Source organism: Aquitalea sp. FG25 (assembly GCF_057809375.1).
In genome coordinates this window covers 196,056-219,781 of sequence record NZ_JBMDJV010000003.1, presented here as the reverse complement: position 1 = coordinate 219,781, position 23,726 = coordinate 196,056, and the positions used below count along the sequence as shown (strand labels likewise).

Genomic DNA, 23,726 nt, shown 5'->3' with positions numbered 1-23,726 from the left:
TAGAATTGTCTAGTGCGCGGGTGAATTAAAGTCCAGAGCTAGACCAGATCAACCCGCTCGGTAATTTGTTCAAGCATGGTCTGAATCTGCTTTCGTGCATTCTCAACTGAGAACTCGCTGACATCGGTAAGGCTGGAGAGAATGCCTTCCAGCTGAGCGCGCACGTCCCCACAACGTAGCTTTCGCGTTGCCAGAAAACGCAGGCATTCGGCGATAATGGTAGGCCCGACACTCACAAGAATGTCATCCTGGTGCGATGGCGCTTCATAGCCCACAAAATTGCACAGCCGGCGCAGGCGGGCTGCAAACACTTCAGTCTCGCCCTTGGAAAGAACAAGGCCTGCCGGTACGGGTGGGGCTGATGCCTGATCACCGGATTGGCCAATCTTCGTCCATGTGGCTCGGGTCGGGTCCCCGCCGTCACCCGCCCCTGCACCTTGCGACGCCAGTCCCGGGTTGATGAGCGGTTCAAAGTTGGCCAGTGCCATCTTGGCTTGTTCAATGCGTAACTGCTGCTCAGAAAGCAGGCCGCGATCACACCCGGCCAGATTCATGATTTCGTACATCTTCTCGGCGTCATCCTTGCACCCAACCAATGACCGGTAGAGTGCTTCCGCCTTTTCTATGACTGTATTCATTGCGTAGTCCGAACAAAATCCTTCAATGATTGCCCATGCCTCGACAGGATCGTCGCCTGGAACATCGAAGCCAGAAAAATCGTCAAACATCCATGCTGTGAAGAGCGAGTAGCTACCCTGGCAGAGAAACTGGCGAGGTGCCTGGCTCTCTGTGACGCACAATTCCTGGGGCGGCAGGCCAACCTTCGAAACCAGATTCCACTTGATCTTGGAAGGCGGCGAAAAAGTTCCTTTGCTCACTTAAAATTCTCAGCAGTTTCAATTTCCCGACAGTACCACTAAGACAAACCAATGCAAGCAATTTTCATCAAAGAATTCAATTCCAGCTATTGTTAATCTTCTGCTTTGCCTGATTTTGTGCTTTTTTTAATCATTAAACATAGATTCAACATTAAAAGCACCAGCACCCTTCAGACTAGGCAACTCTTGCTTCTCCAATACAATTAGCGCCAGCTATCCTTCATCTTATTCCGTTCCGATTCATTGACTTTGATGTCCTTCAAGCCTTGCAGTATTAGTGCCTCATTAATGTGGCCAAGATAACCCACAAGACACTGCTGAACTGTCTCTCGGTCCAATTCAGTATCAATCTCAGGCTGCAACCTCAACACTTCAATTACGCCACTAGAAACTTCAATAATTGTCTTTTCGAACGGGTTTTTGCTATACCGACCAGCAACATTACATTGCCATTCACTCGCAACGACCAAGTCATCACCTCTTTCGGCCATCAGATCGCGGCCTTGAAACTCATACTTTCCTGCATGAATACGTAAAATGCCTTTTATACGCTTATTAACTTCAACTCTGACTTTATCATCATGCTCATCATTAGCATGGTCATAAAATACAATGGCTCCAGCCATACCAACAAACGCACACCCAACAAATCCCAATAAAAGATAATAAAGAACATCGGAAATCCCTTTTTTGGACATACATACCTCTCAAATTAATATTTCAAATATATAGAAATGAATCCAATATTATGGAAAACACTTCTGCTAACCATGCGTTCTCCATGGAATGAATTTGCCCAGCAATGAGGACAAGCCGGAGATAGCCTGAGAGGATGTTTGAGCAACCTTGCCGGGCACTGCTGCAGGACTTCCAACCTTGCTGATCGGCGGTCTGGCATTCCCCAAATCTCCAGTCCCTGACAGGAATGGCTCTACGAGCGCGAAGATTGATGATTTCAGTGACAGGTACTCAGACATGCCGGCATCCGTAAGCACAATCGTGAATCCCCGGGCAAGTGTCTTAAGTACCAGCGCTTCATTGGCCACGACAACCGGAACCAGTACCGGCTGACCGGCACGGCCCGTGCCGTACCAGATCACCCTGGCCATGCCCGCTGGTGCATCCGCTTCCAGATCGAGCCGAAATCGCTCCCAGAACGGGACATCGCTTGCCGACGCGCCAATCATTGCAACCTGGCCGGCGGCAATTCGGTGAACGGCAGTGCATGCCCGGCAACGGTAGAACGTCGGACGCAATCCCAGAGGCCAAGGAATCGCACCCTTCCGGCCACATTCTTCGCAATTAATGGTGAGTAGTGGCTGGCGCACTGGTATCGCCCTTCTTGATCACCACCACCGGTGCCGAGGCAATAACATGTGCCCCGTTCTTTAGAGTGATCACACAAGTAGGTGCTTGTTTCATGCATGTGGCGGCATTGTCCAGACCGGTCTGATAGCCCATCACGTAGGCCAAGTACCCCACGACGCCCCATCCGCCAAGCATCAGTAGCGTGCCCAGCCCATCGAACCCGTCGAAGCTGCTGATGTCATCAAGCATGACGACGCCCTTTCTTGCTCCGGCTGGCCGGGAAGGGCTTGGCACGCACAGCAGGGGCGCGCACGGTTGCTTGGACGATATCAACCGTGTCTCCTAAAACGTGCACCAGTTCGGTCACCGCAACACCCTGCAGTCCGGCGCTACCTACTTCGGCTACGATCAGGTGTGAGCTTTGCGCAGCATCCGCCTTATTTGCTGAGCCGGTTTCTCTTTCAACTGATGAATGTTCTGACATGATGGCCACCTATGGGAATATGACGGGGCAACGATAGCTGACTGGAAAATCGCGTCCACTTTTCGGCGAAATCATGACTGCCGTAGCATGGAAAAAGCCCCGCTCCAGATGGGAACGAGGCTTTAGGCAAATGACACGTTTGATTGAGTGGTCAGGTTTTAGCTTCGGACTCTCTCAGAACCTGGACATCCGCCTAATTAGCAATCGGCCTGGCCTGCACTGGCATCCGCTCCCAATTACTTGAGAGTGCGCAGGTTCACCACGATCTTTTGAGCTTCCTTGCTGCCTGGCGATGTCACATAGAACCAAGCAGTAGAATTAGCCCCGGGGGTTCGAGACTTTAGGACCATCACATTTTCGATAGGGTTTAATTGTGTGAACGCCCAGTCCAGAGTATTCGATGCTACGGCTAGTTGGTATTTCCACCCTGCAGGAATGCATACATCCGCGATTTGCCCAGCCTTGATATTGATCGCCCCGGATTGCTCCTGACCATCAGCAAACCGAAACGAGCATTTGCCGTTGTATTCAAGCCGCTGAGTCGTACCTTCTTCATTCGATTTAAATACAACCTGCTGCCATTTATGATCGATACAGATTAAAGGCTTCGCAACATGCATGCTGCTCAGCGTATCTTCATCTTGGCATGACGCATGCAACTTGGCTTCTTTGTACTCAGGCACGGGATTAGCTACGGGACCAGCACTCACACCTGCGCAACCCATGGCAAGATATGCAACAGCGGCTATAAGTAGTTTCTTCATTCATTTCATCCTGTTTGATTGAGTGTCGGTATGCCAATCTCACGTCAGGGCGTAATCACCAAATAGGTATCGTCACCCTTCCCCACGCGAACGGATCCATCCTGCTGCCTGGCAATCTGCATTGCATCGCCCACGACTGGCGGCCTGGGCTGTGTCTTGTGCTTGGGCACACTGAGGCTCAAAGTGGCATCACACTTTAAGCTCTTAAGTGTGAGCCGGAAGACCATGCTTGCCTCTTCCCTTGCAGCTACACGCCACCGCTGGCACTTCGCCATTTCAGCAAAGCCGGCATAGGTGACTTCGCTATCTGGCCAGTTATGGATGTGCAAAAGCGCCGGCCGTGACTCTTTGCCGATCACTTCCACCATGTGAGGTGTCGGGAAGCTGACAACTGCATACGGTCCGTGGGCAACCGACTTGCACTCCGACGACGACCCTGAGTCCATCATCAAGAGGACGGCACCTTCCTCGCCGGTTGCAAAGGCGCATTGGCTGATCGTCAGCAGAGTGATACCTGTCAGATGAAAATAAAAACGAGGCAATCCAGATTCTCCTTGCCAGTAAGACACTCATCACGCCTCAAGAGATGTCGGGTTCGAGGCAGACTCTAGCAAGCCCGGGAGCATCCCCAAAATGAACCGCGAAATCACGACGAAGCCGAAATGAAAAAAACCCCGCATCCTGGAAGGAGTGCGGGGCGTGGGGTGTGATGTATCAGCTGTTAATTCGCTGCAACAACCGGCAGCGCGGCCATGGCCAGTGCTTTGACCTTGGCCATAAGATAGGGCTGCTCGTTGACCGTTGCACAAAGCGCGATCGCCAGTTCTTCAGCGGCATCATGGTGATTTGTATTGATGGTATCGATGAAAAGCACGCGATGGACTTCCATACGCTCACCAGCGGTGCCATCTTCAAAGTCCGCGGCGTGGTGCAGTTCCAGCGAGATATGCTTCTCGGACGCATGATAGTCCAGACGCAAGTCAGCCGGCGCTACGTCCTTGATGTCGAAAAAAACAGCATCGACGGTCGCAGTGTCCGAAGTGGCCACTTCAGGCGAAACAAGAATGGCAAGGTCAACCAGATCGACAGTGGAACCATAAATACTCCACTCACCATCCCAGTCTTCAACCAGCCATTGATTGGCATCACCGGCGGCGCGACCAAAGAGGCGCACCAGTTCACCAGCAACCGTCCAGAAGATCATGCCGCGTTTCAGATGCTCACCATTTTGACTAGAAAGTGGCTTCGCACCTTCACGCAGTCTGTGCTCTTGAACTTCAACACCGATCGCGTTGAAAGCAGGGCCAGCGGATGAAGCAACAAGCACCTCCCACAGTGCAGTCGTGAGGTCTGCCGGGGTCCATCCATGCTCTTGCCAAACCGTTTCATAGCACTCCTCTGCTTCAGCATTCAGCAAATGCTCGTGAATAACAGAGCACTTCACCACGATCATGAAGAACGAATCGGCCAGAAGATAGGCATCCTTGCTCATGATCTCGTAGCCGACATCCAGCGGAGCACGATTGGGGTTTACAAGGGCAAAACACAGCGCTTCTTTGATATCACCTACGGGTGACCCTTGTACGCTTTCAGCCTGAGCCATGACGCCTGCAGCGTCGGTAACTTTGGCAAAAAAGGTCAGAACTACTTCTTTAGATTGAGTCATGAAAGTTTCCTTATGGACCATTCACCCCATTTGGGAAGAACGGCATACGGGCAAAGCCCTGGTTGAAAGAGTCGCGTTGTAGCGATCGAGAATTGGCGTAACGTTGGCCCCGATTGGGGCCGATGAATCACGCTGCCTGCTGGCAGAGTTTGAGGATATGCGGTGGGATGGGCGCGAGCACCTTGACGCTACGCACGATGGCAAGCGAAGCATCCGCGTCCTGGGTACTGGAAGCCCACTCTGCTTGGACATCTTCTTCGGAGATGCCTATGCAAGTCGTAATGGGCTCTTCGATACCCGGCATGTCAGGTGAGCGGTCTCCGGGGTGAATGCCGGTCGAGGTGATTGCAATGACAACAGGAACCTCCCCGTCGTCGCGAATCGTGTCAACGTAGTACTCCAGCACGGACGGTGAGTCGGTCCAGTAGGATCCGGCCTTTAAGCCTTCTCCAAGAATACTGGTCAGGTTCTTGATCGAGGTTGCATGCCACCACGTCGTCGCATCGAGATCTCCGCGCCATGCCACCGCAGTGCGGGAAGCAAAAGCCGTGGCCACGTCGCGCATGATGGCTTCGAGGTCCGATGAACGCAGCTGGGCAAAGATGTGAATCTTCCCCTTCGCTTGGTAGACCCCAACAGAAGCCTTGAAAACTGCCGGCGTCCCTTCCCAAGAGACAAAAGCCTGCAGATAGAGATCGGGAGTCAGATCGCGAATAAGCGTGACATAGGCTGCACCGCATGAATAATGCTCAATGCCGCTAACCTCAGCTCCGCCAGCTAGCCGATTGATCTGATCTTGGGTGACTTGGGGGTTCGTCTGATTCATGATCATTCCTTGAGAAGGACCATGCCCACCGGGCTTGGTCCCGATGGGTTAACGAAAAGTAAATGCGCAGAAAGCGCGATGCCAGATGGCATGAAGAACTGTCAGTTTATGATGCCTTGGACTGCCTTGGCAAATACGTCGTAATGCTAATCAAGTCCAACGATACTTCTGACAGCAGAGCCGGTATGGATGGCTTCGGTCCCTGCCCTCACTCGTTCAAGGACAGCTGATCCCGCGACATAGTCAGCCCGATCCTCCAGCCATCCCTGGATAATTCGTGACACCAGCTCTTCCGGCAAAATGCCCTCGCGAGCCGCAAGGTCACGCAATGCTGACTCGGCATCCGGTTCCAACTCGATGAGCACTTCCATGGTCCTATCTCCTACAAGAATCAGCCTGCAATACACATCGACTCGTTTGGGAACGCATTCTGATGACCTGCCAATCACGACGAATCGAAATGAAACAGCCCCCACCGATGCTGAGTTGAATCATCGACGCGACGCCTTCAATCCTGGAACGCACAAGAACACACACCTAGAACCATGAGTCGAAAGACCATAGCAATTTCTCACTCGGGAAACGTCGCATCGATACCTTGTGGCTTTACCTAAAACTATGTGTTCTCGCGCTCTGCAAGCCGCCTTGCCAAAGCTTCTGGGTGGATGCGATAACGCCCCTTCTCTAAGCGCTGGGTGTACTTTTCCCATGTCGGCGAATGCTCTCCGGTCACCAGTTCTGCATTGGACAGCAAGACACCAGTATAAGACTCGCTCACATCGCGAAAATGCTGAATCACTTCCTGTCTTGTCACTACAAGGCCTGTGCCGATTTCTCCATCAAGCACGGCATCAAGCAAACGCTCTCGCATGGTCATAGCCACTCCTTAGTGTTGGTCATTGGTACAAGGTAACATGAAGCCAGAGCCTGCTCCTGGCAAGACTAACTACGCAGGCGCACCCCCACTCGCATGGGGAAGACTCTTCAGCGATGTATTCCGCTTCAGCGTTTAAGGAAACACCCCCACAAGTGTGGGGAAGACTGTAAACGTATAATATAAACACTTAGACAACGAGAAACACCACCACTCACGTGGGGAAGACCGGTACGCGCCGGGGATGCCCAGCGGGAACATAGAAACACCCCCACTAGCGTGGGGAAGACTCCCGGCCCGGAGGAGATTTGGGCTTGCGAACGGAAACACCCCCACTCGCGTGGGGAAGACTTGGCCGGCGAGAAGTAGTCGTGCCGATGCGGGGAAACACCCCCACACGCGTGGGGAATCCTTGCTAAAGGCAATCGAGAAGAATACAGCCCTGGAAACACCCCCACTCGCGTGGGGAAGAAGCCAACGGCGACTTGATCGTCGTCGCTGCACCGGGAACACCCCCACTCGCATGGGGAAGGCGAATCGCACCACAGCGCAGAAATGCGAATCTGGGAAACACCCCCACTGGCGTGAGGAAGACACTTATTTCACAGAAAATACCTTGTGGACGCAAGAAACACCCCCACTCGCGAGGGGAAGACAAGAGCCTGTTTCTCAAGCTGGCCATGATCGAAGAAACACCCCCACTAGCATGGGGAAAACTGGTGTATCCATTTACGGGTCAAGAATGGCGACGAAAAACCCCCACTCTCGTTGGGAAGACCATCTGGCGCTTTTCACGTTCAAAGTTTAGCTGGAAACACCCCCACTCGCGTGGGGAAGACGCGGACGTGTTGCCAGCGGTGAAGCTCTCGAAGGAAACACCCCCACCCGTGTGGGGAAGACCTGATGATGGTTGGAGGCCTTCGCTACACCCTGGAAACACCCCCACTCGCGTGGGGAAGACACCAGCATCTTGCGACCACACCCTTCCTACTCCACAAAATGATGTGGAAGTCAGGATTTTAGGGGTTCTACGTAGTCCTCATGCAGGATGGTCACTTTCCGGTCCCCGTACAGCTTCGCAGGCCCGAACCGCAGTGGCACATCGGTCAGAGAAATGACCTCCCCGTCATGCTCTCCCTGCAGAATGATCTTGGTGCGGTGCTTGCCCTTGGCTTTCGCAAAGTCCTCTGCACCGGCCAGCGCCGCTTCCGCTGAAGTGTAAATGCCCTGGTAGATGAACTCGGTTGGGGCACACGACTTGCGGCCCAGATACAGATCCCATACTGGGTTCTGCAAGGCCTCGGCCACCTTGTCTGCCATTCCGGCCGGCACCTCAAGAGCGACGGCAAAGGTGGCATCTTGCAAGTACGACCGATACGTCAGCTTCGCGCCACCGCCAACCGCCTTCTTGCCTTCATTCGTGCGCGGAATCAGAAGACTCTGCCATGGGTCTTTGTCGTCATAGGCGCTACCGACCATATGGAAGTCAGTCATCACTGATTGACTGACTTTCTCTTTCTCATAGGCTGCGACCTGGAGGTCAAGCGGTGCGAACTCCGCCAGCAGTTCGCACTGCTCACCACCGGCACCGAGGGCGCAGCACACAAGGCCCATTACTCCGGACTTGGTGGGAAATTCCAGCGTGTCGCGCTGCCAGAAGCGTGAGTCATGCCCCCACGACTGCAGGGACCCCTCAAGCCACAAAAGGATGTAAGCGTTCGCCATGTCGTTCACTTAGATGTGCTTGACCAGACCGGCGACCAGGTCGTCAAAGGAGAAGCCTTCGTTCTCACCCCATTCGTAGCTGGCAACTTTGCCGAAACGGCAACCAATGAGCGCTTCCTTCTTGTCCAGATACGATTTGAGTGCCTTGATGCTGGGCGCGAGGTAACCGCCATCGGCCTTGACCGGCTCATCAAAGGGTACTTGCAGGCGCTGGCCGGTACGGACATACACGCGGGCAAAGTCCCACGGCGAAGCGCCGGACATGGTGGTCTGACGTGCCGCCGGCACCGCATCAAAGATCGCGCCGAAGAATGCTCTTACTGCTGCCTCGATATCGGCACCTTCACCAAGCGTGGACTCCAGTTGGGCGAGGTCGAGGCTGATATAGCGGTAGTAGGTGCCAGAAGAAAACTCGATAGCGCCCATGTGCGACGAACCCTGCTCCTCCGGCTTGTCGTCCAGCGCGGTGAAGAAGTCCTGGTCTACGACTACCTTGTGGGTGGTGATGGCATGGCTGAAGCTAGAAGCGGCCTCGACATTCATATCAACTGCCTTGGCGACCATCCGGCCAAAGAGTGCGATATCCAGTGCTTCAAGTGCCGGGTTGATGGCTTTCTTTGCCACCTTGGCCAGTTCCTTGTCCTTCATCGCAGTGGGATCGAAGTCCTTGGACTTGGCGAATTCCGCAAAGGCATCTGCTTCTGCCTTACTGAAAAACAGCAGCGTGTTATCGGCCAGCGCGGTGGCGATGGCTTCTGCGCATGCAAGCGCCTGGTCTTCGGTGGCACCCACGGCTTTCAACGATTCGGTCACCACCTCGGCGACCTTCTTGGTCCGGATGCCAAGCTTGATTCCGGAGTCATGGAGTGCAAGGCGAACCTGGCGCTTCCAGCATTGCGAGGACACGCGGGAGCGGTTTACGCCGCCGACAATCGCGGACTTCGGGGCACCCACATCGTCACGGTTGAGGCAGGTAACGGGAAAGGATTGCAGGATGTGCAGTTCGATGATCTTTTTTTGCATGGTCATGGCTCAGATTACCTTTGAATTTACTTTTGGATTGGGACGATTTTCAGCAGGCCGCACCCGAAGGCTCGCCCCTTGCCGATACCGGTAGAAAAAGACGTTTTGAATTGCTCACGGTCCTTGACCGTCAGAACGCCAGCCACTTTCACTTGGGCCAGCGTGACTTCCTGCTGCTCTTTGCTCTGGAAGCGGACCACATTGACGGTGCCAACCTGGAGAGACTGACCGTCTACCTCAAACCCCCAGCTGCTTACTGCCCGCTCGGCAAACCATTGGGCAATTTCTGCCGCGCCTTTGACTGGCACCAGCTTTCTGGTTTGACCATTGCGACGTACCGGATTGACCGTCACTTCGAAGTGATACGTGTCCGCAGACAGGAAGTGGTCAGGAATCTCTTTGATGACCACCCGCCCGTGTCCCGACTGAGTCTTCAGGCTCGGTTTGCGATTGGACAGCAGCAGGATGCTACGGCCCTCAGCCGTGCTACCCATGTCTGCATACTGGAACCCGCTCTGTGCAGAGGCCTTCTTGTCCTCTTCCGTGCGGGTATCCTCGAAGAGGCCATATACGACCCGGTGCAAGGAATACGCATCGGTCAACTTCAGGGCGGCGCACTCAGCAAGCGTCAGGTGCAAGGCACCTGCATAGATGCGATCAGACATCAGCCTTCTCCTCAGGCTTGTCAGCCTGGCTAGTGGAAGAGCGGAAGAAGGCGGTGGCCCACTCTGCCTTGGTCTTTTCGGTATCACGCTCAAAAAATGCCAGCTGTGTCAGCAGCTGTGCGTAGTCGAGCGGTTCTTTCACCCGGCTCTGGATCAAGCGGATCATCGGGCGCAGCACCATGCAGACTTCTTCAAGGCTGTCACACGCGAACAGGCGTCTGAGGCGAGCAAGCGCGGGATCAGACTTGCTATCAGCCTTCACGTCAGGGAAAGAGAGATACAAGGCCTTACCCAGCGGGAGCGTGCCGGTGACATACTTCTTGCCGCCTTCCACCTTCGTCCGCGCAACCGCCGCGCAGATCAGCTGGTATGCCAGTCGGGGGCTTTCGAATTCCAACGGCACCCCGAATCTGACCAACGTTTCCCAGCACTCATGGTGGGCTGTATCTGAGTCTGCCCGGCGCATCCTGGCAGCAAAACCGGTGTCGCGCTCACAGCGGTCGATCAGATAGCTGACGAAGGCCTGGAAAGGCGATTCTTTTTTTTCAGGGGTGCTCATGCGACCTCCTTCGGAAGAAAACGTGAAAGGTTCGGTTTGTTCTTGGCCCATGCCGCGATTTGTCTTGCGGTGCCATTGGGGCAAGCCTGGTCATAGGTGGCCATGGCGGTAGCGATGAGCCGGCGACGGAGTGAACTGCGCAGTGCCTGCGCTTTCTCTGTGGTATCGCAACTGGCCACGATGTCCCGCTTGAATGCCTCGCAAGAGCGCCAGTAGGAGGCCAGCGCTTTCTGTGTCACCGGCTTGGCCGATTTGCTGTCATTGCCCATGTCCTGGCGATAGTGCGATATCGCGGCGTACAAAGCCTTGGAAATGTCTTCGGTCGCTTCAAGCGTTTCGGTGAGCAAGAGAAACCAATCCTCTCCAAGATTGCGGGGACAGATGGGCAAGGTCGAGTCCACATAATCATCCTGGCCGGAAGCGAAGTGCTCCCCGGCGTTTTGAGACAGACTCAGGCCGGCGGACCAGATGGTATACGCCGCTTCCTGGCCCTTGACCCGCTCCACAGCCATGGAGAGCTGCAGGGTCTCGACGCCACCTTTGCCAGAGGAAGACAGAAAGCTCAGCAGGGAAGACAGCTCACGCCATGGCCGCTTGTCAGTCCGGGTCCAAAGCACCCTCGGGTCCTTGCCACGACGGTCAATGGATATGGTCGGATCAATACCGCCCGACTTGTAATCCGGGTGCTGGATACCTTCGCTGAAATGCACACCTTGCCCGTCCTCGGAAAACAGGCAGAAGCGTGACAACGGCACCAGTCGGCCCATCAGCGTCCTTTGAAGCGTCTGGGCAACCGGGCAGCACTCACCTGCCGGCATTTGCTCCCACGGTGCAGTGCCGACACCGTCCGGATACAGGCCGCAGGCTTTTACTCGCGCCTCGGTGAGTTGATTCAGATGGAGCGTGCCAAGCAGCGATTGAGCCATCAGCATGGTGTGCAGATAGCCACCGAAGCCGGTCGCGGGCCCAGCCTTGCCACTGGATGGTTTTCCCTTTTCGTTCTTCTTGCCGTTATACCCCGGCGTCAAGGTCACCGAGTTATCGACCTTTTTACCGGCAAGAGAAAATGCCATCTGCTGAACAAGCACCACGGCCTTTTCGGCATCCGAAAGTTGATTTTCAATTTGGCTATTCATCACGATGGTCGTGTTGCCGGTTGCCACTTCCGGCGAAATCGTGCCGAAGCTCTTGACCTCTGCGTGATGAATAGCAGGCATCTGCAAGAACGGCTTATCACCGTACAGATAGAAGCGGTCATGCCACTTCACCAGATAGTCCCGGACATCCTGGGCCAACTGATCGACTGACTTCAAGCGCCAGTCTTTCTCACTCTCGACCGGCGAAGCGGCCTGGACGATGGCCAGCAGAAGCTTCATGACAGCCATTTTTTGGGTAGCACTGCCACCGAGCGCGGTCAGACTTGCATCGGAAAAGACTTGCAGCAAGCTGACTCGCCCTTTGTCTACGATGGGTATCCACGGCTCATCGATCAGGTTGAAACGATTTTCCATTTTCAGTCCTTGGTAAGGATGACCTGGTATCCAAGATCATCGGAGTACATCGAATTCTTCTTTGGGGATGCCTGTTCGGACAGTCCCGACACCCGGCCATCCGGTGCCACAAGGCCGATGCGTACCTCGGCATCCTTCTGCCCGCCATGGCCCAGATAAAAAACATTCCCGAAGCCATGCTTGAGAAGATCAAGTCTTGGGCTGGCACCCGGGGCATTGCTCGGTCTGAGCGTGACTGTTTGCTGGTGAAGTTGAACGGCGATTTCACGCCATGCCCGTTTTGTCAGCACAGACTTGTCCCTGTAGATCCGCACTTCTGCGCCATCGAGCAGGGTCAGCATTGCGCCGTCACCCAGAAGATCGATCTTCCTGGTCAGCAGGGTCTCAATGCTGTCTTGCTCCACAAGGCGGGTAGTAGCTGGTGTGTCAGGCTTCTCATTACCAGTCGTGGCCAAGGTGGCACATGCGATACGTTCCTGGGCCTTGCGGCCCAGACGCCCGCGCTCACCTTCATCCAAGACATGAAGCCACCGGCTCATGGCCCCGTCTTCGGTGCGTTCCGTGTAGGTGGATTCAACCAGTTCCCGGATGTCACCTGGCAGAGCGACTGACTGCCGGCAGGACATCACTTCGAGGCTGCGGCAAAGCACGTAGGGAGCATAGACAAACGCGGACACGCCAAACTCGCCTTTGGGGGCTTGGATTGCGGCATCCAGTTCGGGGGCGAGGATGGTGACCGACCGCGATGCGCCTTGCGGCCTCTTCGTTTCACCATGACGCCACAAACGGCCGAAGCGCTGCAGCAGCATGTCCGTAGGGGCAAAGCGGGTAAACAGGTAGTCGGCGTCGATATCCAAGGACTGTTCCACGACCTGAGTCCCGACCAGTATCCGGCCACGCTCGTGGCGGGCGGTTTTTCCAGCCTTACCGAAGGTGTCTACCCAGCATTTCTCATTCTTCTGCCGGTGGGCCTTGGTAAAGCGGGAGTGCAGCAAGCCGCAGTCGATCTGCGTACCGGCCACCATGGTCTTGAGCCTGAAATAGACATCCTGGGCGGAAGCAACGGTGTTTTCCACCCATAGCACTTGCTGACCGGCCTTCGCTTTCTCAACTGCCAGCTGCAAGGCTTGATCGTCTGACCGTTCCCACTGGATGCCGACCTGAGCGGAGTGTTTCGCCGCGGAGACCTCTTCGACTTCGACTTCCTCCACCAGCCCATCAGCACCCGAAGCGGTGATAAGCGGATAGCCCGACTTTGCGGTCACCCCACCGACCAACTCACCACGACGGGATGACGCCAGCGTGGCGCTCAAGATGATGACCGTTGCGCCCCACTTCCGCAGTTCGGAAACAAGCTGCTTCAGGATGGTGCCGGTATACAGGTCGTATGAGTGAACCTCGTCCAGAATCACCACCTTGCCGGCCAAACCGAATGCGCGCACAAACCCATGCTTGACGTTCATGACGGCCATCAAAGCCTGGTCGATGGTGCCGACTGCCGTGGGTGCAAGAATCCCCCGCTTACCCTGCGCAAACCACGAACCACCGGGCGTGCCTTCCTCGCCCACTTCCGTATCGATAAGCCATGCACCTGAATGCAGCAGCTGGGTACGGTGGGCAGACGAAAGGCCGTCTGTGATGCGTTCAAGAAAAGGGGTAAAGCGTGAATGCACTGCGTTGGATGTGAGCTGTGTCGGCAGTGCGAAGTAGATGCCCGACGCGCCGAACTCACTCACACACTTGTAGGCTGCGTACAGTGCAGCTTCTGTCTTACCCAGTCCCATGGGCGCTTCAAATACATACACGCCGGGGCCTTTGACCTGGTCGATCAATGCCACCTGTGCGGGGTGAGGCTTGAACGGAAACACTTCATCGAACGACAGGCCTGCCTTCCAGCGCGGCTGAAAGAACCCGGCACTGTCCAATGCCTTCGGAATGAGTGCTTCCCAGCTGGAAGGAGGATCCTCGAAAAGCTCGCCAGAGCCAATCCAGTCGGCAACACACACAAGTCCCGCCCACAGGCGAACAAGTCCCGAATCAACATCGGCCGGAAGAGTCTCACCCAGCGCCTGCGACAGGTCATCAACCAACCGCACACGCTCGACCTGCCATTCGGGACCACCGAAAACCGGACAATCACCCCACACACTATCCGTAGGCGGGCGAAAGCCGTGATGCTGGCCAATCGCTTCGGCCAAAAGTGGGTCGATGCCCATCGACACGGCGGCTTCCAAGCTCACACCAGCATGACCACCCCAATCGCTCTCGCGGGACGGGTCCATACCAACCGGCAGGGTCGATTTGCCTTGGGGGTCATAAGCACGGCGCAGCTTTTCGTAGAAGTACGGACTCACCTTGCCCAGATCGTGCAGCGCCGCCAGCAGCGCCACGCCAGACGGAAATTTTGACGCCAGCGATACAGGCATCCTTGCGATCAGTGCTTGCGCCACCTGCCCTACGATAAGGGTATGGGTGTAGACATCCAGCCCACGACAGACCACACCGTCAACTACGCGGGTCTTGGCCGGGCACTGCCTGGCGGGTACTGCTTGCTGCGGCTTGACGGCTGTGGGCTTGCGACCAAACATGACAAATGCTTTCCGATAAGATGGCTTGAATCTTAAATATGAATAACAGTTTGTGCAATTCGAAATCGCAAAAAAAAAATGGACCAATGGTCCACTTTCAAAACACCGGGCACATCGCCCACACCCCCACTTGCGTGGGGAAACACCGACTCCCTATGACTAACAAGGAACACCCCCACTCGCGTGGGGAATATGAGAGACGCTGACTGATGCCCAACCAACCATGAGAAACACCCCCACTCCCGTGGGGAAGATATGGCCACGCCCTTGCTGGACGGCTGGTGCGGGGAAACACCCCCACTCGCGTGGGGAATATGAGAGACGCTGAGTGATGCACATGCAACCATGAGAAACACCCCCACCCGCGTGGGGAAGGTAGTCAGATCTTGATCAGCAGATCACTGAAGATAATCAAATTTTCACAAAACAGGCCAAATATAATCAAATTTGCATCCGGATAACGAAATTTTCAGCAACACCCCGATTCCAAACCATCGAATATTTGTGATGGCGCTTGCGAAACATTACGGACCCAGCACACATTCTGCCGATCTTGCTGCCGATGTTTTGGCAGCTTAAAGCTTGTATTTACAGCAACTTACCAGCTTGCACCGTAAGAATTTTGCCTCTATTTTGCCGATCTTTGACGCAGGGAATACCAACTCGCCGTCATGTAGCGCCCCGTGCCTGCTCACTAACCCCCGCTTTCGCCGGTAATACTGCATACAAGTACCAAATTGGTAAAAGTTTCCCCGCTCACCCCCACATGCGCAGGGAATACACGCCAGCTGCATGGAGTACTTTTTCTAAACGCCGCTCACCCCCGCATGGGCGGGGAATACCTGAATGCACTACCAATTCAGTTGCAGATCATCCGCTTACCCCCGCGTGCGCGGGGAATGCTAGGCTGGCAGCGTAGTGCGCTACTAAGTCCGCAGCTCACCCCCGCATGCGCGGGGAATACGTCTTAGTATTGAACTACAAGTTTTGTCACCTACGCTCACCCCCGCACACGCCGGGAATACGGTAAGCGCTGCACACGAGTCATGCTACAGGCCGCTCACCCCCACAAGCGCGGGGAATATTCCAGCATTTTGCACTTGATGACAATACGAACAACGGATCCCGACTGAATCAGGCACCAACTTCCAGCTGGTCGCAATTGAACCGGTCCAGTATTTGGACAACCTTGCCCGTGTGACGAACGATCTGGCCGGCTTCATCGTACTGTTGAATGGTGACCACCTCATCTACGGCAGGAGTGCCCTCAACCACAAAACCACTCGTCAAATCCGGCCCTAATTCAATAGCCACAAACACCTTTTCCATACTCACCTCCTACGTAAAAAAGTTACTCCAGCACTAATCTGAAAACGAACCGACCTATCAGACCTGAATGGCCCGGCTTGCGAGTTCTTCAACCTGGGCTCGCGTATACCCAAAGTCCCATATCGTTTGAACCACGGGAAAAACCGTTCGCGTGCCCTGCTTCTCTGATGCGGGCTGCAGGCCGCGAATATGACGCGCCCACGCCCTTGCCATGACGCGACCGAACACCTCTTTCACGGACACGTAGGTCCATTGCGGTGGCACTGTGCTGTCGCTCATATAACGCGACACCTGCTCCATCACATCACGACGCTTCCGGCCTGGCGTAGTGAAAGCACGGATGACCGCCTGGCGGGTAACGACCTTGCCTCTGGCGGTCTTCTTCAGTGACCCGCGCAAGGATTCGCAGTACTTCTGATTCACAGCAGTACTCCAGTTAATCTTGGTTGCTAGAAAGAACTGTGCGGACGCTCACTTCGATTGCCCGGTGTCGCAACGAGGCGAGCCGCGCATCCAGCGTGCCCGCCACAGCTCCGGGGCGGTTCTCTTGAACGCCAACGCCGTTATCGTCGATGACCAGCGCGTCGATCCCGGCTTCAGCCAGAGCGCTGGCGATAAGCTGGGCAACAGTGGACTTGCCACTCAGTTGCGTTCCGGATATTTGCACCATCAGATCAGACATGCTGACTCCTCACACGAATGCTCCTCGCCCCGGCAATTCACGGAAGCAAGGCGGGTAGATAATTCGGGTTCCGGCAGACGGCAGTGAACCGACGCACATCGCACCCGACATCGACAGGCCTTGCAAGCGGGCTACTCTTGCGGCCCGGTCGCGCCTGGCGCTCTGCCTTGACCGGCACCCAGACGGAGCACATTTCATCCCAGCGCAGATCTCCGGCTTTCACCACGCCATCAGTGACCATCACATGGCCCATCGGCATGTCCTTGGCTGCATAGGCCAGTTCTTCACCAAGATTCATGCCGTACCTCCAGACGTTCGTCATTTTTGTATAGCCGCGCCTGGCGCAGCGCTTCTGCACGGTTCGCACGCGCACGTTCGACACCAGCCGCATCACCGGCGATCTTGGCACGTACCAGTGTATGGTTGGCTCCCCGTGCGCCCTTGGCCAGCCATCGCTTCATGTATTCCGCGTTGGTCATAATGCCTCCTGAGTTGGTTATTGGACATAGGCTATCCGAGATGGACGATGTTGCAAGTCCACGCAAGATATCTCATCGCATTGGATTGCTCTTGCCATCACTACAAATGAAAAAGCCGAACTTGAAGTCCGACTTTGCAGGATGCAATAAACTGGGTCTTATCGTGGACAACATCAAGTTTATTGAACATTTGTCGCCAACCACAGAATCAAGGTGTCTTTGCGTACCTGGCCAGAAGCCTGTTGGTCGCCCACCGCAGTGCGTAGCCAAACAGTACGCTGCCGGCCACAATCACAACTTCAATGCCCGGGCCGATTTGCGCCAAATCGATGTCATATTGAGGGGCAATGACGAAGTAGAAGCTGAGCAAACCCACCACCACGCCCATCAGCATTTCAACGAGATCGAGCCAGTCTTTCCGTGTCCAACTCATTGTCAGTTGCTCTTCGTGACGACGAACTTCAGCTGATATTTAGGCTTCGGCGGGACTTCTTGATTGAACGGCCCGAAGGGAATCAGAAATTCCTTACCTTCTGCAACGATGACATCCCCCTCAAGGCTTATCCTGGTGACTTGCGGCAACTGAACCTCAAGATCATCTTCTTGCTTAACTGTGTAGATAGCGTCAATCTCTGCCCTTTTAACACTGAACCCAAGGTCAATCTTGCCCCCCTTGAGAATGGTCGGTGTGAAGTTGAGCGTCATCCCTTGTTTCACCGCCCCCTGGGTTTTGACGACTTTATCGCCGTCTTTGGTTGCCTTGGCTATGTACGTCCTCTCAGTGGCAATTTCGAACGGAACAGCCGCACCATTAACTGTGTAGGTTTGCGCCATCCCCACCTCTTTGCCGCCCTCCATCATCCGGAAATCGACCTTCAACACCTGGGCCGGGTCAGCAGCGAATGCAGTGAGGGGGGAAACAGCCAGGATGGCCAAGAGCAGCTTTTTCATACGGTTTTCTTTCCAGTCAAAGTTTGGATTTCTGTGGTCATGATTCGGTACTGCGTGCTTCATTCCTGCTTCAACGCAGGCATCGCCAAACCCTTCCATTCAGCGATGTAGAGCAGCAACTGCTGGTCTGACACCCGGTTTGAAGCGAGGGCTTCCTTTAATGCCTGAATAGCAGCCTGCCCGAGTGCTGATGGAACGATCGACGCAAATGGATATGCGATGGCTTGGCGTGAACTCTCTCCCAAGAGCCTGACTGTTTCAGACTCTCCCCCAAAAAAACTGGCAAGCTCACCCCACCGCCCCGCCGGGATCCGATTGCGCGTAATCCACCCAGATACAGCTTGCTGAGAAACTGAAAAGTGACGGGCCATCTGATCGATAGACATATCCATTCGCAAGAGGTCTGCCTTGATTGCTTTTCCCAAGCCCTCAATGCCCGTAGAGGCTTGTTGCACCATACTCAACTCTCCCCTTGAATGAGCCGGCAGTACTTGAACCGGAAACCATGCAGGTACAAGACATTGTTGATGCCATCCCCATACAGACCATGGCCATCTTCCCGCTGCTTTACGACAAAGCAGGCCTGGTGCATCCACGGCTCAATCTTGTCGCCCTGGTAGACGGGGTCGGCAAAATCCCACGACAGCTTGTCGCCGACTGATACGTGTTTTCCGTCCATATCGACCAGATCCACCGGCGCTGCCCACTCGGGTCTGCCTCGCCCATTGCCGGGATCAACAGGCGACATCGCATGGCCAATACCGGCGTACTTCACAGCCTCGCGAATATCGGTCAAAACCAAACGCCCAAGCAGATGGTTGGATTCAGCAAAGCTTGATGCTGCAGCAAGAGCGTCCGGCACATCCGTAAGATCGCCGGGACCTGGGATGATGGCGAGCAGCCGCGCAGCCTGTATGTCCTCAACAGTCGTCGCAGAACTGATCAAGGCAACTACCTTCGCGAAGGTTTCGGCCTGAGCTGGTGTGAGTACTGCCTCATCGAAACTCGCCGGCGCTACGCTATCCGTTACTACTTGCCATCCCTCGGCGGTCAGAACATGCGGCACACCCATGATGTCTGTCTCGACCCGTGGCTTGCCATCGACTTTGCTCAGCCGAAATACACGTTCTTCGGTCACTTCCTGGGCTTGATTCATTTACCGGCTCCCTGCTGAGTCGCAGGCGGCAAGTCCGCCTTGACGCACACATACCATTCGAAGTCCTTCACCCGCTGACGAATCGATTCGCCAGCACTCTTACACTTTTCAGCGGTAGCAAATCTTGGCAATACAGCAGGACCTCCCGTCGATTGAGTGCCCATACTGGTTGCGATGTAGAAAATAAGAACCCAAGACATGTTCTGTTCCTGACTTTACTGCAGTGGATAACAAGCAGACTTCAACTGCGACTCGATACAAAGCTCGGAAGATGCTCCCGCAGAACGAGCTTTTTTCAGTACCGCTTTGTCTCCTACTGCGGCAGTAACCCCACCGTACACTTGGAAAGTTCCGGCCGAGGTAACTACCGATGTCGCTGTGCTGAAACTCGAAACATGAAGATCGACACTGACCACATGTCCGGCCGGGATGGTTTCATGTGCCGGCTCAACGGTGCCAACTCTGTGTGGGAAGAGTGAAACAATCGCGACAAGGACAACTACAAGAACCATTCCTGCCAGAAGTCGCCGGCTATACGTTTTCATGTGCACGGCACGCTCTTCAGGCGTCGCAGAATACAGTAAGAATTGCTGGTGCTTTGGATTCATCACTTGCAGGTAGAGTGACGCGGCGATGAATTTACGGTGCATCTGATCTTTGTCTGCGGGGGTCATAACGCCTTCCTCAGCCAGATTTTGTTTTTCTCTGTTTCTTCTGGCAGAAGAACGCCGTATTCCGCCTCATCCAGCAATTCCGCTTGCTTGCGTATCGAACTCTTGTCGCTAAATTCACCTTCGAAGAGGCGATAGAGCTTTGAGTGGTCATGCGCGCTAATCAGACGGTCTACAGGTGAGTACAACCACGACTTGTTCGCCACCAACTCGGCACGTCCCCGATCGATTGCCTCAAGTGCAGTGATGCGCAACTCTTCATCATCTGGGGTTACCAGCAATACCTCGTGGGCGAAGGCTGCACCGACAGTCGCACCCATCGAAGTACTCGACTGACTCAAGCCCTTCACCAGACATGCACGCCCCTCGGGTATAACCTTGCGCTTTCTGCTCTGACCGTCTTGCATCAGGAGTTGCCCGCACCCCACGATAAAATTGACATCATTCTTGATCTTGGTCTGGAAAGCGCTGTATTGGTGGGCGTTGTACGAATGCTCCAATTCTTCGGACTCCCTCCGGTAATCACGCGTATCGATCCACGCGAGTACCACAAGAACGATCATCAGAAACGGAATAACGCAGAGCTTGACCCATGCAGGTACATCGAACTTTGCAGGTGTGGACATGCAAATCTCCAGAATTAGGAATACAACGAAAACAACCACTCACTGGCCCGGTTGCCAGCAAGCATCGCCAGCCAGCCGGCAGCAGCAAGATAGGGACCGAATGGATACGCCTGGCCACGACCGATACGCGCCAGCACCATCAACACCAGTCCGGCAAGAACACCGACAACAGACGAAAGCAGAATGACGGTAGGGAGAGCAGCCCAGCCCAGCCATGCACCGATTGCGGCCAGCAGCTTGAAGTCGCCGTAGCCCATGCCCTCTTTCCCGGTTGCCAGCTTGAACCCCCAGAACATCAGCCAGAGGCTGGTGTAACCTGCGACTGCACCCAGTACTGCGTCCTGGAGCGGCACTGCGTGCGTGATGATGTTGAACAGCAGTCCGGCCCAAATCAGCGGAAGGGTCAGAACATCCGGCAAGAGCATCGTGTCCGCGTCAATGAAGGTCAGCGCAACCAGTACTGCGGTCAGCCCAAGAAACCCAACCATCTGGGCCGTCATGCCGAAGCGCCATGCCACCAGACCAAACATCAGCCCGGTAATTACCGTGACAACGGGCTCCCGCCTACTGACCGTGACATGGCAAGCGGGACACGCACCGCGGCGAAGCAAGTTACCGATCAAGGGCACCGAGTGGGCACCACCAACCCTGGCACCGCAAGCTGCACAGCATGTAACCGGAGAGAAAAACGAAATCGCCGGCCGGTCAGAAGGTGGCTTGCCAAGATAGTCATCGCACTCTCTCTGCCACCCCTGCTCCATCAACTGCGGCAGGCGATGAATCAGATGATTCAGAAAGGCACCAATGAGCACGCCAGCGGCAGCGCACAGGAGAATGAACAGTTCAGGCATGCTGTCTCGTCTTGTAAGCGGGGGGCATGTGGAATGGGGCAATCATCGTTTGATGTCCCCGTACGAAAGCAGGGACGGCTTACGGCGTGAGCAACCGCACATCTTGATGGGTGGCATCTCGCTCGACTTCTCCCATTCCGAGTAGTCGCCGTTCTCCTCCATGCGCTCCTTAACCACAGGCAGCAACGCCATGCCAACGCAGTGATGCTTGAGGATGGCCAGCGCACCGTGACAATCTCCACAGCGAATGACGTTGGTGTCGGCGTACGTGGGGCCGGCCACTACCTTCTTCGGTGCCGGTGGCAATTTGGGTGCAGGAACGTCCTCGACAAAGCCTCGCGGGAACAGTCGGCCAGACCGGAAATCAAGATCCGCAGTCTTGGCAATGAATTCGAGATTGGACCGTGCAGAGCGGACAGAGGAATAATGGTGGTCGATATGCTGGAAGGCCTCGTTGAAGCCAACGCCTGGATACTTGGCCACGAACTTGCTCAGCTCAAGGCATGTGCGCTTGAACGTGGTACTCGCCTCCCCGCCAACCTTTGAACCGGCAATGGCCTCGCGCATTTCATCGACCAGAACCGCGTGAATCTTTCTTGAATTCCAGTCGGCATAGCGGTGGAGCTTTTCCGGAACCACCACATCAAGCCGAGAATGCTCATACCTGCCGAGGGTCTTATGCTCGAATACCTCACCTGGCGTGATCCACCACAGGCCAATACCCTTGCTTCGCAGATAGTCGGTGATGAAGGAAATGCGTTGGGCCGAGCGCTGTGTAGGTGCCGGCACGGCAATAACGATGAAGTGCGCCTGCCCCAACCAAAGCATGGCCTGGGAGACGACATCAATGGAAAGCGATAGCTTTGTCTCGATGACCATGACCTTACGGCCCGACGTGCAGATCAGGTCGGCCCGCTTGGATGCCTGGTCCAGCTGCACTTCGGCAAAGCAGTCCCAGCCAATGGCCTTCATGCGGCGCATGACAACAGCTGCCAACTCTGCTTCGGACTTGAATTTCATGGATAGGGTCGCGTGTTGCATCAAAGAATGCGCACACTCTACCTATCCTCAGTTCTCAGTCCAGCGAACCGCGAAATCATGGCTGTAAATTTTGCAAAGAGATTTTCTGATACCAACAAAAAAAGCCCTTTGGAAAGGGCTTTGTCGGTTTGCATATACCTAAAAAATCTACATTAACTAGAACTTCTCAAACAAAAAGAGCTACTAAACCTTCAAAAACATCGAAGTCCTTTTTGTTAGCCGTGACCAATACACAATCATTCACTTTAGCAATTGCTGCAATCCATATATCATTATCCGACTTGGTTTGAAGAATTCGCCCATCAAAAACACCACCAGATTCTTCAGTTGCCGCTTTAAGCTGGGCCTTTTCCAAACCCTTTTTCTTGACAAAGTTAGCTTTGAATCGACCATATGTAGAGAGAACATCTTCATCGTTCAAATCAAAGTCAAGCCGAGGAAAGTTCTTAACGAAATCAATACGCAACTTGTTTGATTCGGCGTATTCCTCACTCCCGTTGCTTAAAGCAAAATGATACTCCGCAAGAGTTATACCTGTTATACAGAACTCTTCCATAGGTATTTGTTTCATTTGCTCACAGAACGAACGTTCTCTATCGTCCCTTGGGCATTCAGAATCTATAGTAGAAAGATAAATAATAACATTCGTGTCCAAACAATACTTAGGCATCGCCATTACCTGCAAAATCGTCTCGGATATCTATGAACTCAGAGGAAGACCTGAATGCCTCAATAACCTTCGGGTCTTCAATCTTCATTAACTTCATTGCATCGAAAAGAGTGCGAGGCTTTTCATCATCAGAGTCGCTTACCAACTCAATAACAATCCGACCCTTCTCCTTACTAATTAACACCTTACGGACATCGCCCTCAAAGGCTAGACTTTTAGGGATGCGAACGGCTTGCGAGTTACCGCTTTGGAAAACCGTTGTCTGCAATTTATTGATGACTGGCATCAGGTGCTCCTTGTAGGAAGTCTGCCGTATATACATCGGCAACGTGAGTATATACACCACCTGCGTGCAGTTCAAGGACAACCTGAAGAAGATCCAACGAAACAAGCAACAAT

33 protein-coding genes are annotated in these 23,726 nt (G+C 54.5%); all 33 read right to left on the bottom strand.

The features are described from left to right. Window positions 1-38: 38 nt before the first annotated feature. Window positions 39-878 (bottom strand): hypothetical protein, encoded by an 840-nt coding sequence (locus tag ACODR9_RS04675; protein WP_488807873.1) that lies wholly within the window; start codon window positions 876-878, stop codon window positions 39-41. Window positions 879-1,081: 203 nt separating this feature from the next. Then, a complete protein-coding gene (locus tag ACODR9_RS04670; RefSeq protein WP_488807872.1) occupies window positions 1,082-1,576 on the bottom strand; it encodes a hypothetical protein in 495 nt (164 codons plus the stop codon). Window positions 1,577-1,642: 66 nt separating this feature from the next. Further along, window positions 1,643-2,065, bottom strand: a complete 423-nt coding sequence (locus ACODR9_RS04665) for a hypothetical protein (RefSeq protein ID WP_488807871.1) — start codon at window positions 2,063-2,065, stop codon at window positions 1,643-1,645. 115 nt (window positions 2,066-2,180) lie between these two features. Next, entirely contained in the window at window positions 2,181-2,435 is a 255-nt protein-coding gene (locus ACODR9_RS04660) for a hypothetical protein (protein ID WP_488807870.1), read from the bottom strand. After that, entirely contained in the window at window positions 2,428-2,670 is a 243-nt protein-coding gene (locus ACODR9_RS04655) for a hypothetical protein (protein WP_488807869.1), read from the bottom strand. The genes ACODR9_RS04660 and ACODR9_RS04655 overlap by 8 nt, the downstream gene beginning before the upstream one ends. A 236-nt stretch (window positions 2,671-2,906) precedes the next feature. Beyond that, window positions 2,907-3,434 carry a hypothetical protein gene (locus ACODR9_RS04650; protein ID WP_488807868.1) on the bottom strand — a complete coding sequence of 176 codons (528 nt, stop codon included), beginning with the start codon at window positions 3,432-3,434 and terminating at the stop codon, window positions 2,907-2,909. 44 nt (window positions 3,435-3,478) lie between these two features. Then, complete coding sequence (locus ACODR9_RS04645) at window positions 3,479-4,003, bottom strand: hypothetical protein (RefSeq protein WP_488807867.1); 525 nt, start codon at window positions 4,001-4,003, stop codon at window positions 3,479-3,481. Between the two features lie 152 nt (window positions 4,004-4,155). Further along, window positions 4,156-5,100 carry a hypothetical protein gene (locus tag ACODR9_RS04640; RefSeq protein ID WP_488807866.1) on the bottom strand — a complete coding sequence of 315 codons (945 nt, stop codon included), beginning with the start codon at window positions 5,098-5,100 and terminating at the stop codon, window positions 4,156-4,158. Between the two features lie 127 nt (window positions 5,101-5,227). Further along, window positions 5,228-5,926: a hypothetical protein gene (locus ACODR9_RS04635; protein WP_488807865.1), complete on the bottom strand. Its 699-nt coding sequence runs from the start codon at window positions 5,924-5,926 to the stop codon at window positions 5,228-5,230. 146 nt (window positions 5,927-6,072) lie between these two features. Next, a complete protein-coding gene (locus ACODR9_RS04630) occupies window positions 6,073-6,297 on the bottom strand; it encodes a hypothetical protein (protein ID WP_488807864.1) in 225 nt (74 codons plus the stop codon). A gap of 245 nt (window positions 6,298-6,542) precedes the next feature. Next, window positions 6,543-6,803 (bottom strand): hypothetical protein, encoded by a 261-nt coding sequence (locus ACODR9_RS04625; RefSeq protein ID WP_488807863.1) that lies wholly within the window; start codon window positions 6,801-6,803, stop codon window positions 6,543-6,545. A gap of 1,008 nt (window positions 6,804-7,811) precedes the next feature. Beyond that, the gene (gene cas5e / locus ACODR9_RS04620; RefSeq protein ID WP_488807862.1) at window positions 7,812-8,525 is read right to left on the bottom strand and encodes a type I-E CRISPR-associated protein Cas5/CasD; all 714 of its coding nucleotides are present in this window, start codon (window positions 8,523-8,525) and stop codon (window positions 7,812-7,814) included. Between the two features lie 9 nt (window positions 8,526-8,534). Then, window positions 8,535-9,554 carry a type I-E CRISPR-associated protein Cas7/Cse4/CasC gene (gene cas7e / locus ACODR9_RS04615; RefSeq protein ID WP_488807861.1) on the bottom strand — a complete coding sequence of 340 codons (1,020 nt, stop codon included), beginning with the start codon at window positions 9,552-9,554 and terminating at the stop codon, window positions 8,535-8,537. 20 nt (window positions 9,555-9,574) lie between these two features. Continuing rightward, window positions 9,575-10,213 (bottom strand): type I-E CRISPR-associated protein Cas6/Cse3/CasE, encoded by a 639-nt coding sequence (cas6e, locus tag ACODR9_RS04610; RefSeq protein WP_488807859.1) that lies wholly within the window; start codon window positions 10,211-10,213, stop codon window positions 9,575-9,577. Beyond that, window positions 10,206-10,772 (bottom strand): type I-E CRISPR-associated protein Cse2/CasB, encoded by a 567-nt coding sequence (gene casB / locus ACODR9_RS04605; protein ID WP_488807858.1) that lies wholly within the window; start codon window positions 10,770-10,772, stop codon window positions 10,206-10,208. The genes cas6e and casB overlap by 8 nt, the downstream gene beginning before the upstream one ends. After that, the gene (gene casA, locus ACODR9_RS04600) at window positions 10,769-12,283 is read right to left on the bottom strand and encodes a type I-E CRISPR-associated protein Cse1/CasA (RefSeq protein ID WP_488807857.1); all 1,515 of its coding nucleotides are present in this window, start codon (window positions 12,281-12,283) and stop codon (window positions 10,769-10,771) included. Before casA ends, casB begins: the two co-directional genes overlap by 4 nt. 2 nt (window positions 12,284-12,285) lie before the next feature. After that, complete coding sequence (gene cas3 / locus ACODR9_RS04595) at window positions 12,286-14,871, bottom strand: CRISPR-associated helicase Cas3' (protein WP_488807855.1); 2,586 nt, start codon at window positions 14,869-14,871, stop codon at window positions 12,286-12,288. A 1,134-nt stretch (window positions 14,872-16,005) separates the two neighbouring features. Next, window positions 16,006-16,200 (bottom strand): hypothetical protein, encoded by a 195-nt coding sequence (locus tag ACODR9_RS04590; RefSeq protein WP_488807853.1) that lies wholly within the window; start codon window positions 16,198-16,200, stop codon window positions 16,006-16,008. A 57-nt stretch (window positions 16,201-16,257) separates the two neighbouring features. Then, window positions 16,258-16,623, bottom strand: a complete 366-nt coding sequence (locus tag ACODR9_RS04585; protein ID WP_488807851.1) for a hypothetical protein — start codon at window positions 16,621-16,623, stop codon at window positions 16,258-16,260. A gap of 13 nt (window positions 16,624-16,636) precedes the next feature. Then, window positions 16,637-16,882 (bottom strand): hypothetical protein, encoded by a 246-nt coding sequence (locus tag ACODR9_RS04580; protein WP_488807850.1) that lies wholly within the window; start codon window positions 16,880-16,882, stop codon window positions 16,637-16,639. A 37-nt stretch (window positions 16,883-16,919) separates the two neighbouring features. Further along, window positions 16,920-17,180 (bottom strand): hypothetical protein, encoded by a 261-nt coding sequence (locus tag ACODR9_RS04575; RefSeq protein ID WP_488807849.1) that lies wholly within the window; start codon window positions 17,178-17,180, stop codon window positions 16,920-16,922. Beyond that, window positions 17,167-17,361: a hypothetical protein gene (locus ACODR9_RS04570; RefSeq protein WP_488807848.1), complete on the bottom strand. Its 195-nt coding sequence runs from the start codon at window positions 17,359-17,361 to the stop codon at window positions 17,167-17,169. The genes ACODR9_RS04575 and ACODR9_RS04570 overlap by 14 nt, the downstream gene beginning before the upstream one ends. 208 nt (window positions 17,362-17,569) lie before the next feature. Next, entirely contained in the window at window positions 17,570-17,794 is a 225-nt protein-coding gene (locus ACODR9_RS04565) for a hypothetical protein (RefSeq protein ID WP_488807847.1), read from the bottom strand. A 2-nt stretch (window positions 17,795-17,796) separates the two neighbouring features. Next, window positions 17,797-18,312, bottom strand: coding sequence for a hypothetical protein (locus tag ACODR9_RS04560; protein ID WP_488807846.1), 516 nt, complete (start codon window positions 18,310-18,312; stop codon window positions 17,797-17,799). 59 nt (window positions 18,313-18,371) lie between these two features. Continuing rightward, window positions 18,372-18,770 carry a hypothetical protein gene (locus tag ACODR9_RS04555; protein WP_488807845.1) on the bottom strand — a complete coding sequence of 133 codons (399 nt, stop codon included), beginning with the start codon at window positions 18,768-18,770 and terminating at the stop codon, window positions 18,372-18,374. A gap of 2 nt (window positions 18,771-18,772) precedes the next feature. After that, window positions 18,773-19,468 carry a hypothetical protein gene (locus ACODR9_RS04550; protein ID WP_488807844.1) on the bottom strand — a complete coding sequence of 232 codons (696 nt, stop codon included), beginning with the start codon at window positions 19,466-19,468 and terminating at the stop codon, window positions 18,773-18,775. Further along, window positions 19,465-19,668 (bottom strand): hypothetical protein, encoded by a 204-nt coding sequence (locus ACODR9_RS04545; protein ID WP_488807843.1) that lies wholly within the window; start codon window positions 19,666-19,668, stop codon window positions 19,465-19,467. The genes ACODR9_RS04550 and ACODR9_RS04545 overlap by 4 nt, the downstream gene beginning before the upstream one ends. Before the next feature lie 15 nt (window positions 19,669-19,683). Then, the gene (locus tag ACODR9_RS04540; RefSeq protein ID WP_488807842.1) at window positions 19,684-20,142 is read right to left on the bottom strand and encodes a hypothetical protein; all 459 of its coding nucleotides are present in this window, start codon (window positions 20,140-20,142) and stop codon (window positions 19,684-19,686) included. Then, the gene (locus ACODR9_RS04535) at window positions 20,139-20,765 is read right to left on the bottom strand and encodes a hypothetical protein (protein ID WP_488807841.1); all 627 of its coding nucleotides are present in this window, start codon (window positions 20,763-20,765) and stop codon (window positions 20,139-20,141) included. Before ACODR9_RS04535 ends, ACODR9_RS04540 begins: the two co-directional genes overlap by 4 nt. A 14-nt stretch (window positions 20,766-20,779) precedes the next feature. Beyond that, a complete protein-coding gene (locus tag ACODR9_RS04530) occupies window positions 20,780-21,616 on the bottom strand; it encodes a prepilin peptidase (protein WP_488807840.1) in 837 nt (278 codons plus the stop codon). 42 nt (window positions 21,617-21,658) lie between these two features. After that, complete coding sequence (locus ACODR9_RS04525; RefSeq protein ID WP_488807839.1) at window positions 21,659-22,636, bottom strand: hypothetical protein; 978 nt, start codon at window positions 22,634-22,636, stop codon at window positions 21,659-21,661. Window positions 22,637-22,823: 187 nt separating this feature from the next. Next, window positions 22,824-23,327 (bottom strand): type II toxin-antitoxin system VapC family toxin, encoded by a 504-nt coding sequence (locus ACODR9_RS04520; protein ID WP_488807838.1) that lies wholly within the window; start codon window positions 23,325-23,327, stop codon window positions 22,824-22,826. After that, window positions 23,320-23,613 carry an AbrB/MazE/SpoVT family DNA-binding domain-containing protein gene (locus ACODR9_RS04515; RefSeq protein WP_488807837.1) on the bottom strand — a complete coding sequence of 98 codons (294 nt, stop codon included), beginning with the start codon at window positions 23,611-23,613 and terminating at the stop codon, window positions 23,320-23,322. Before ACODR9_RS04515 ends, ACODR9_RS04520 begins: the two co-directional genes overlap by 8 nt. Between the last annotated feature and the right edge of the window lie 113 nt (window positions 23,614-23,726).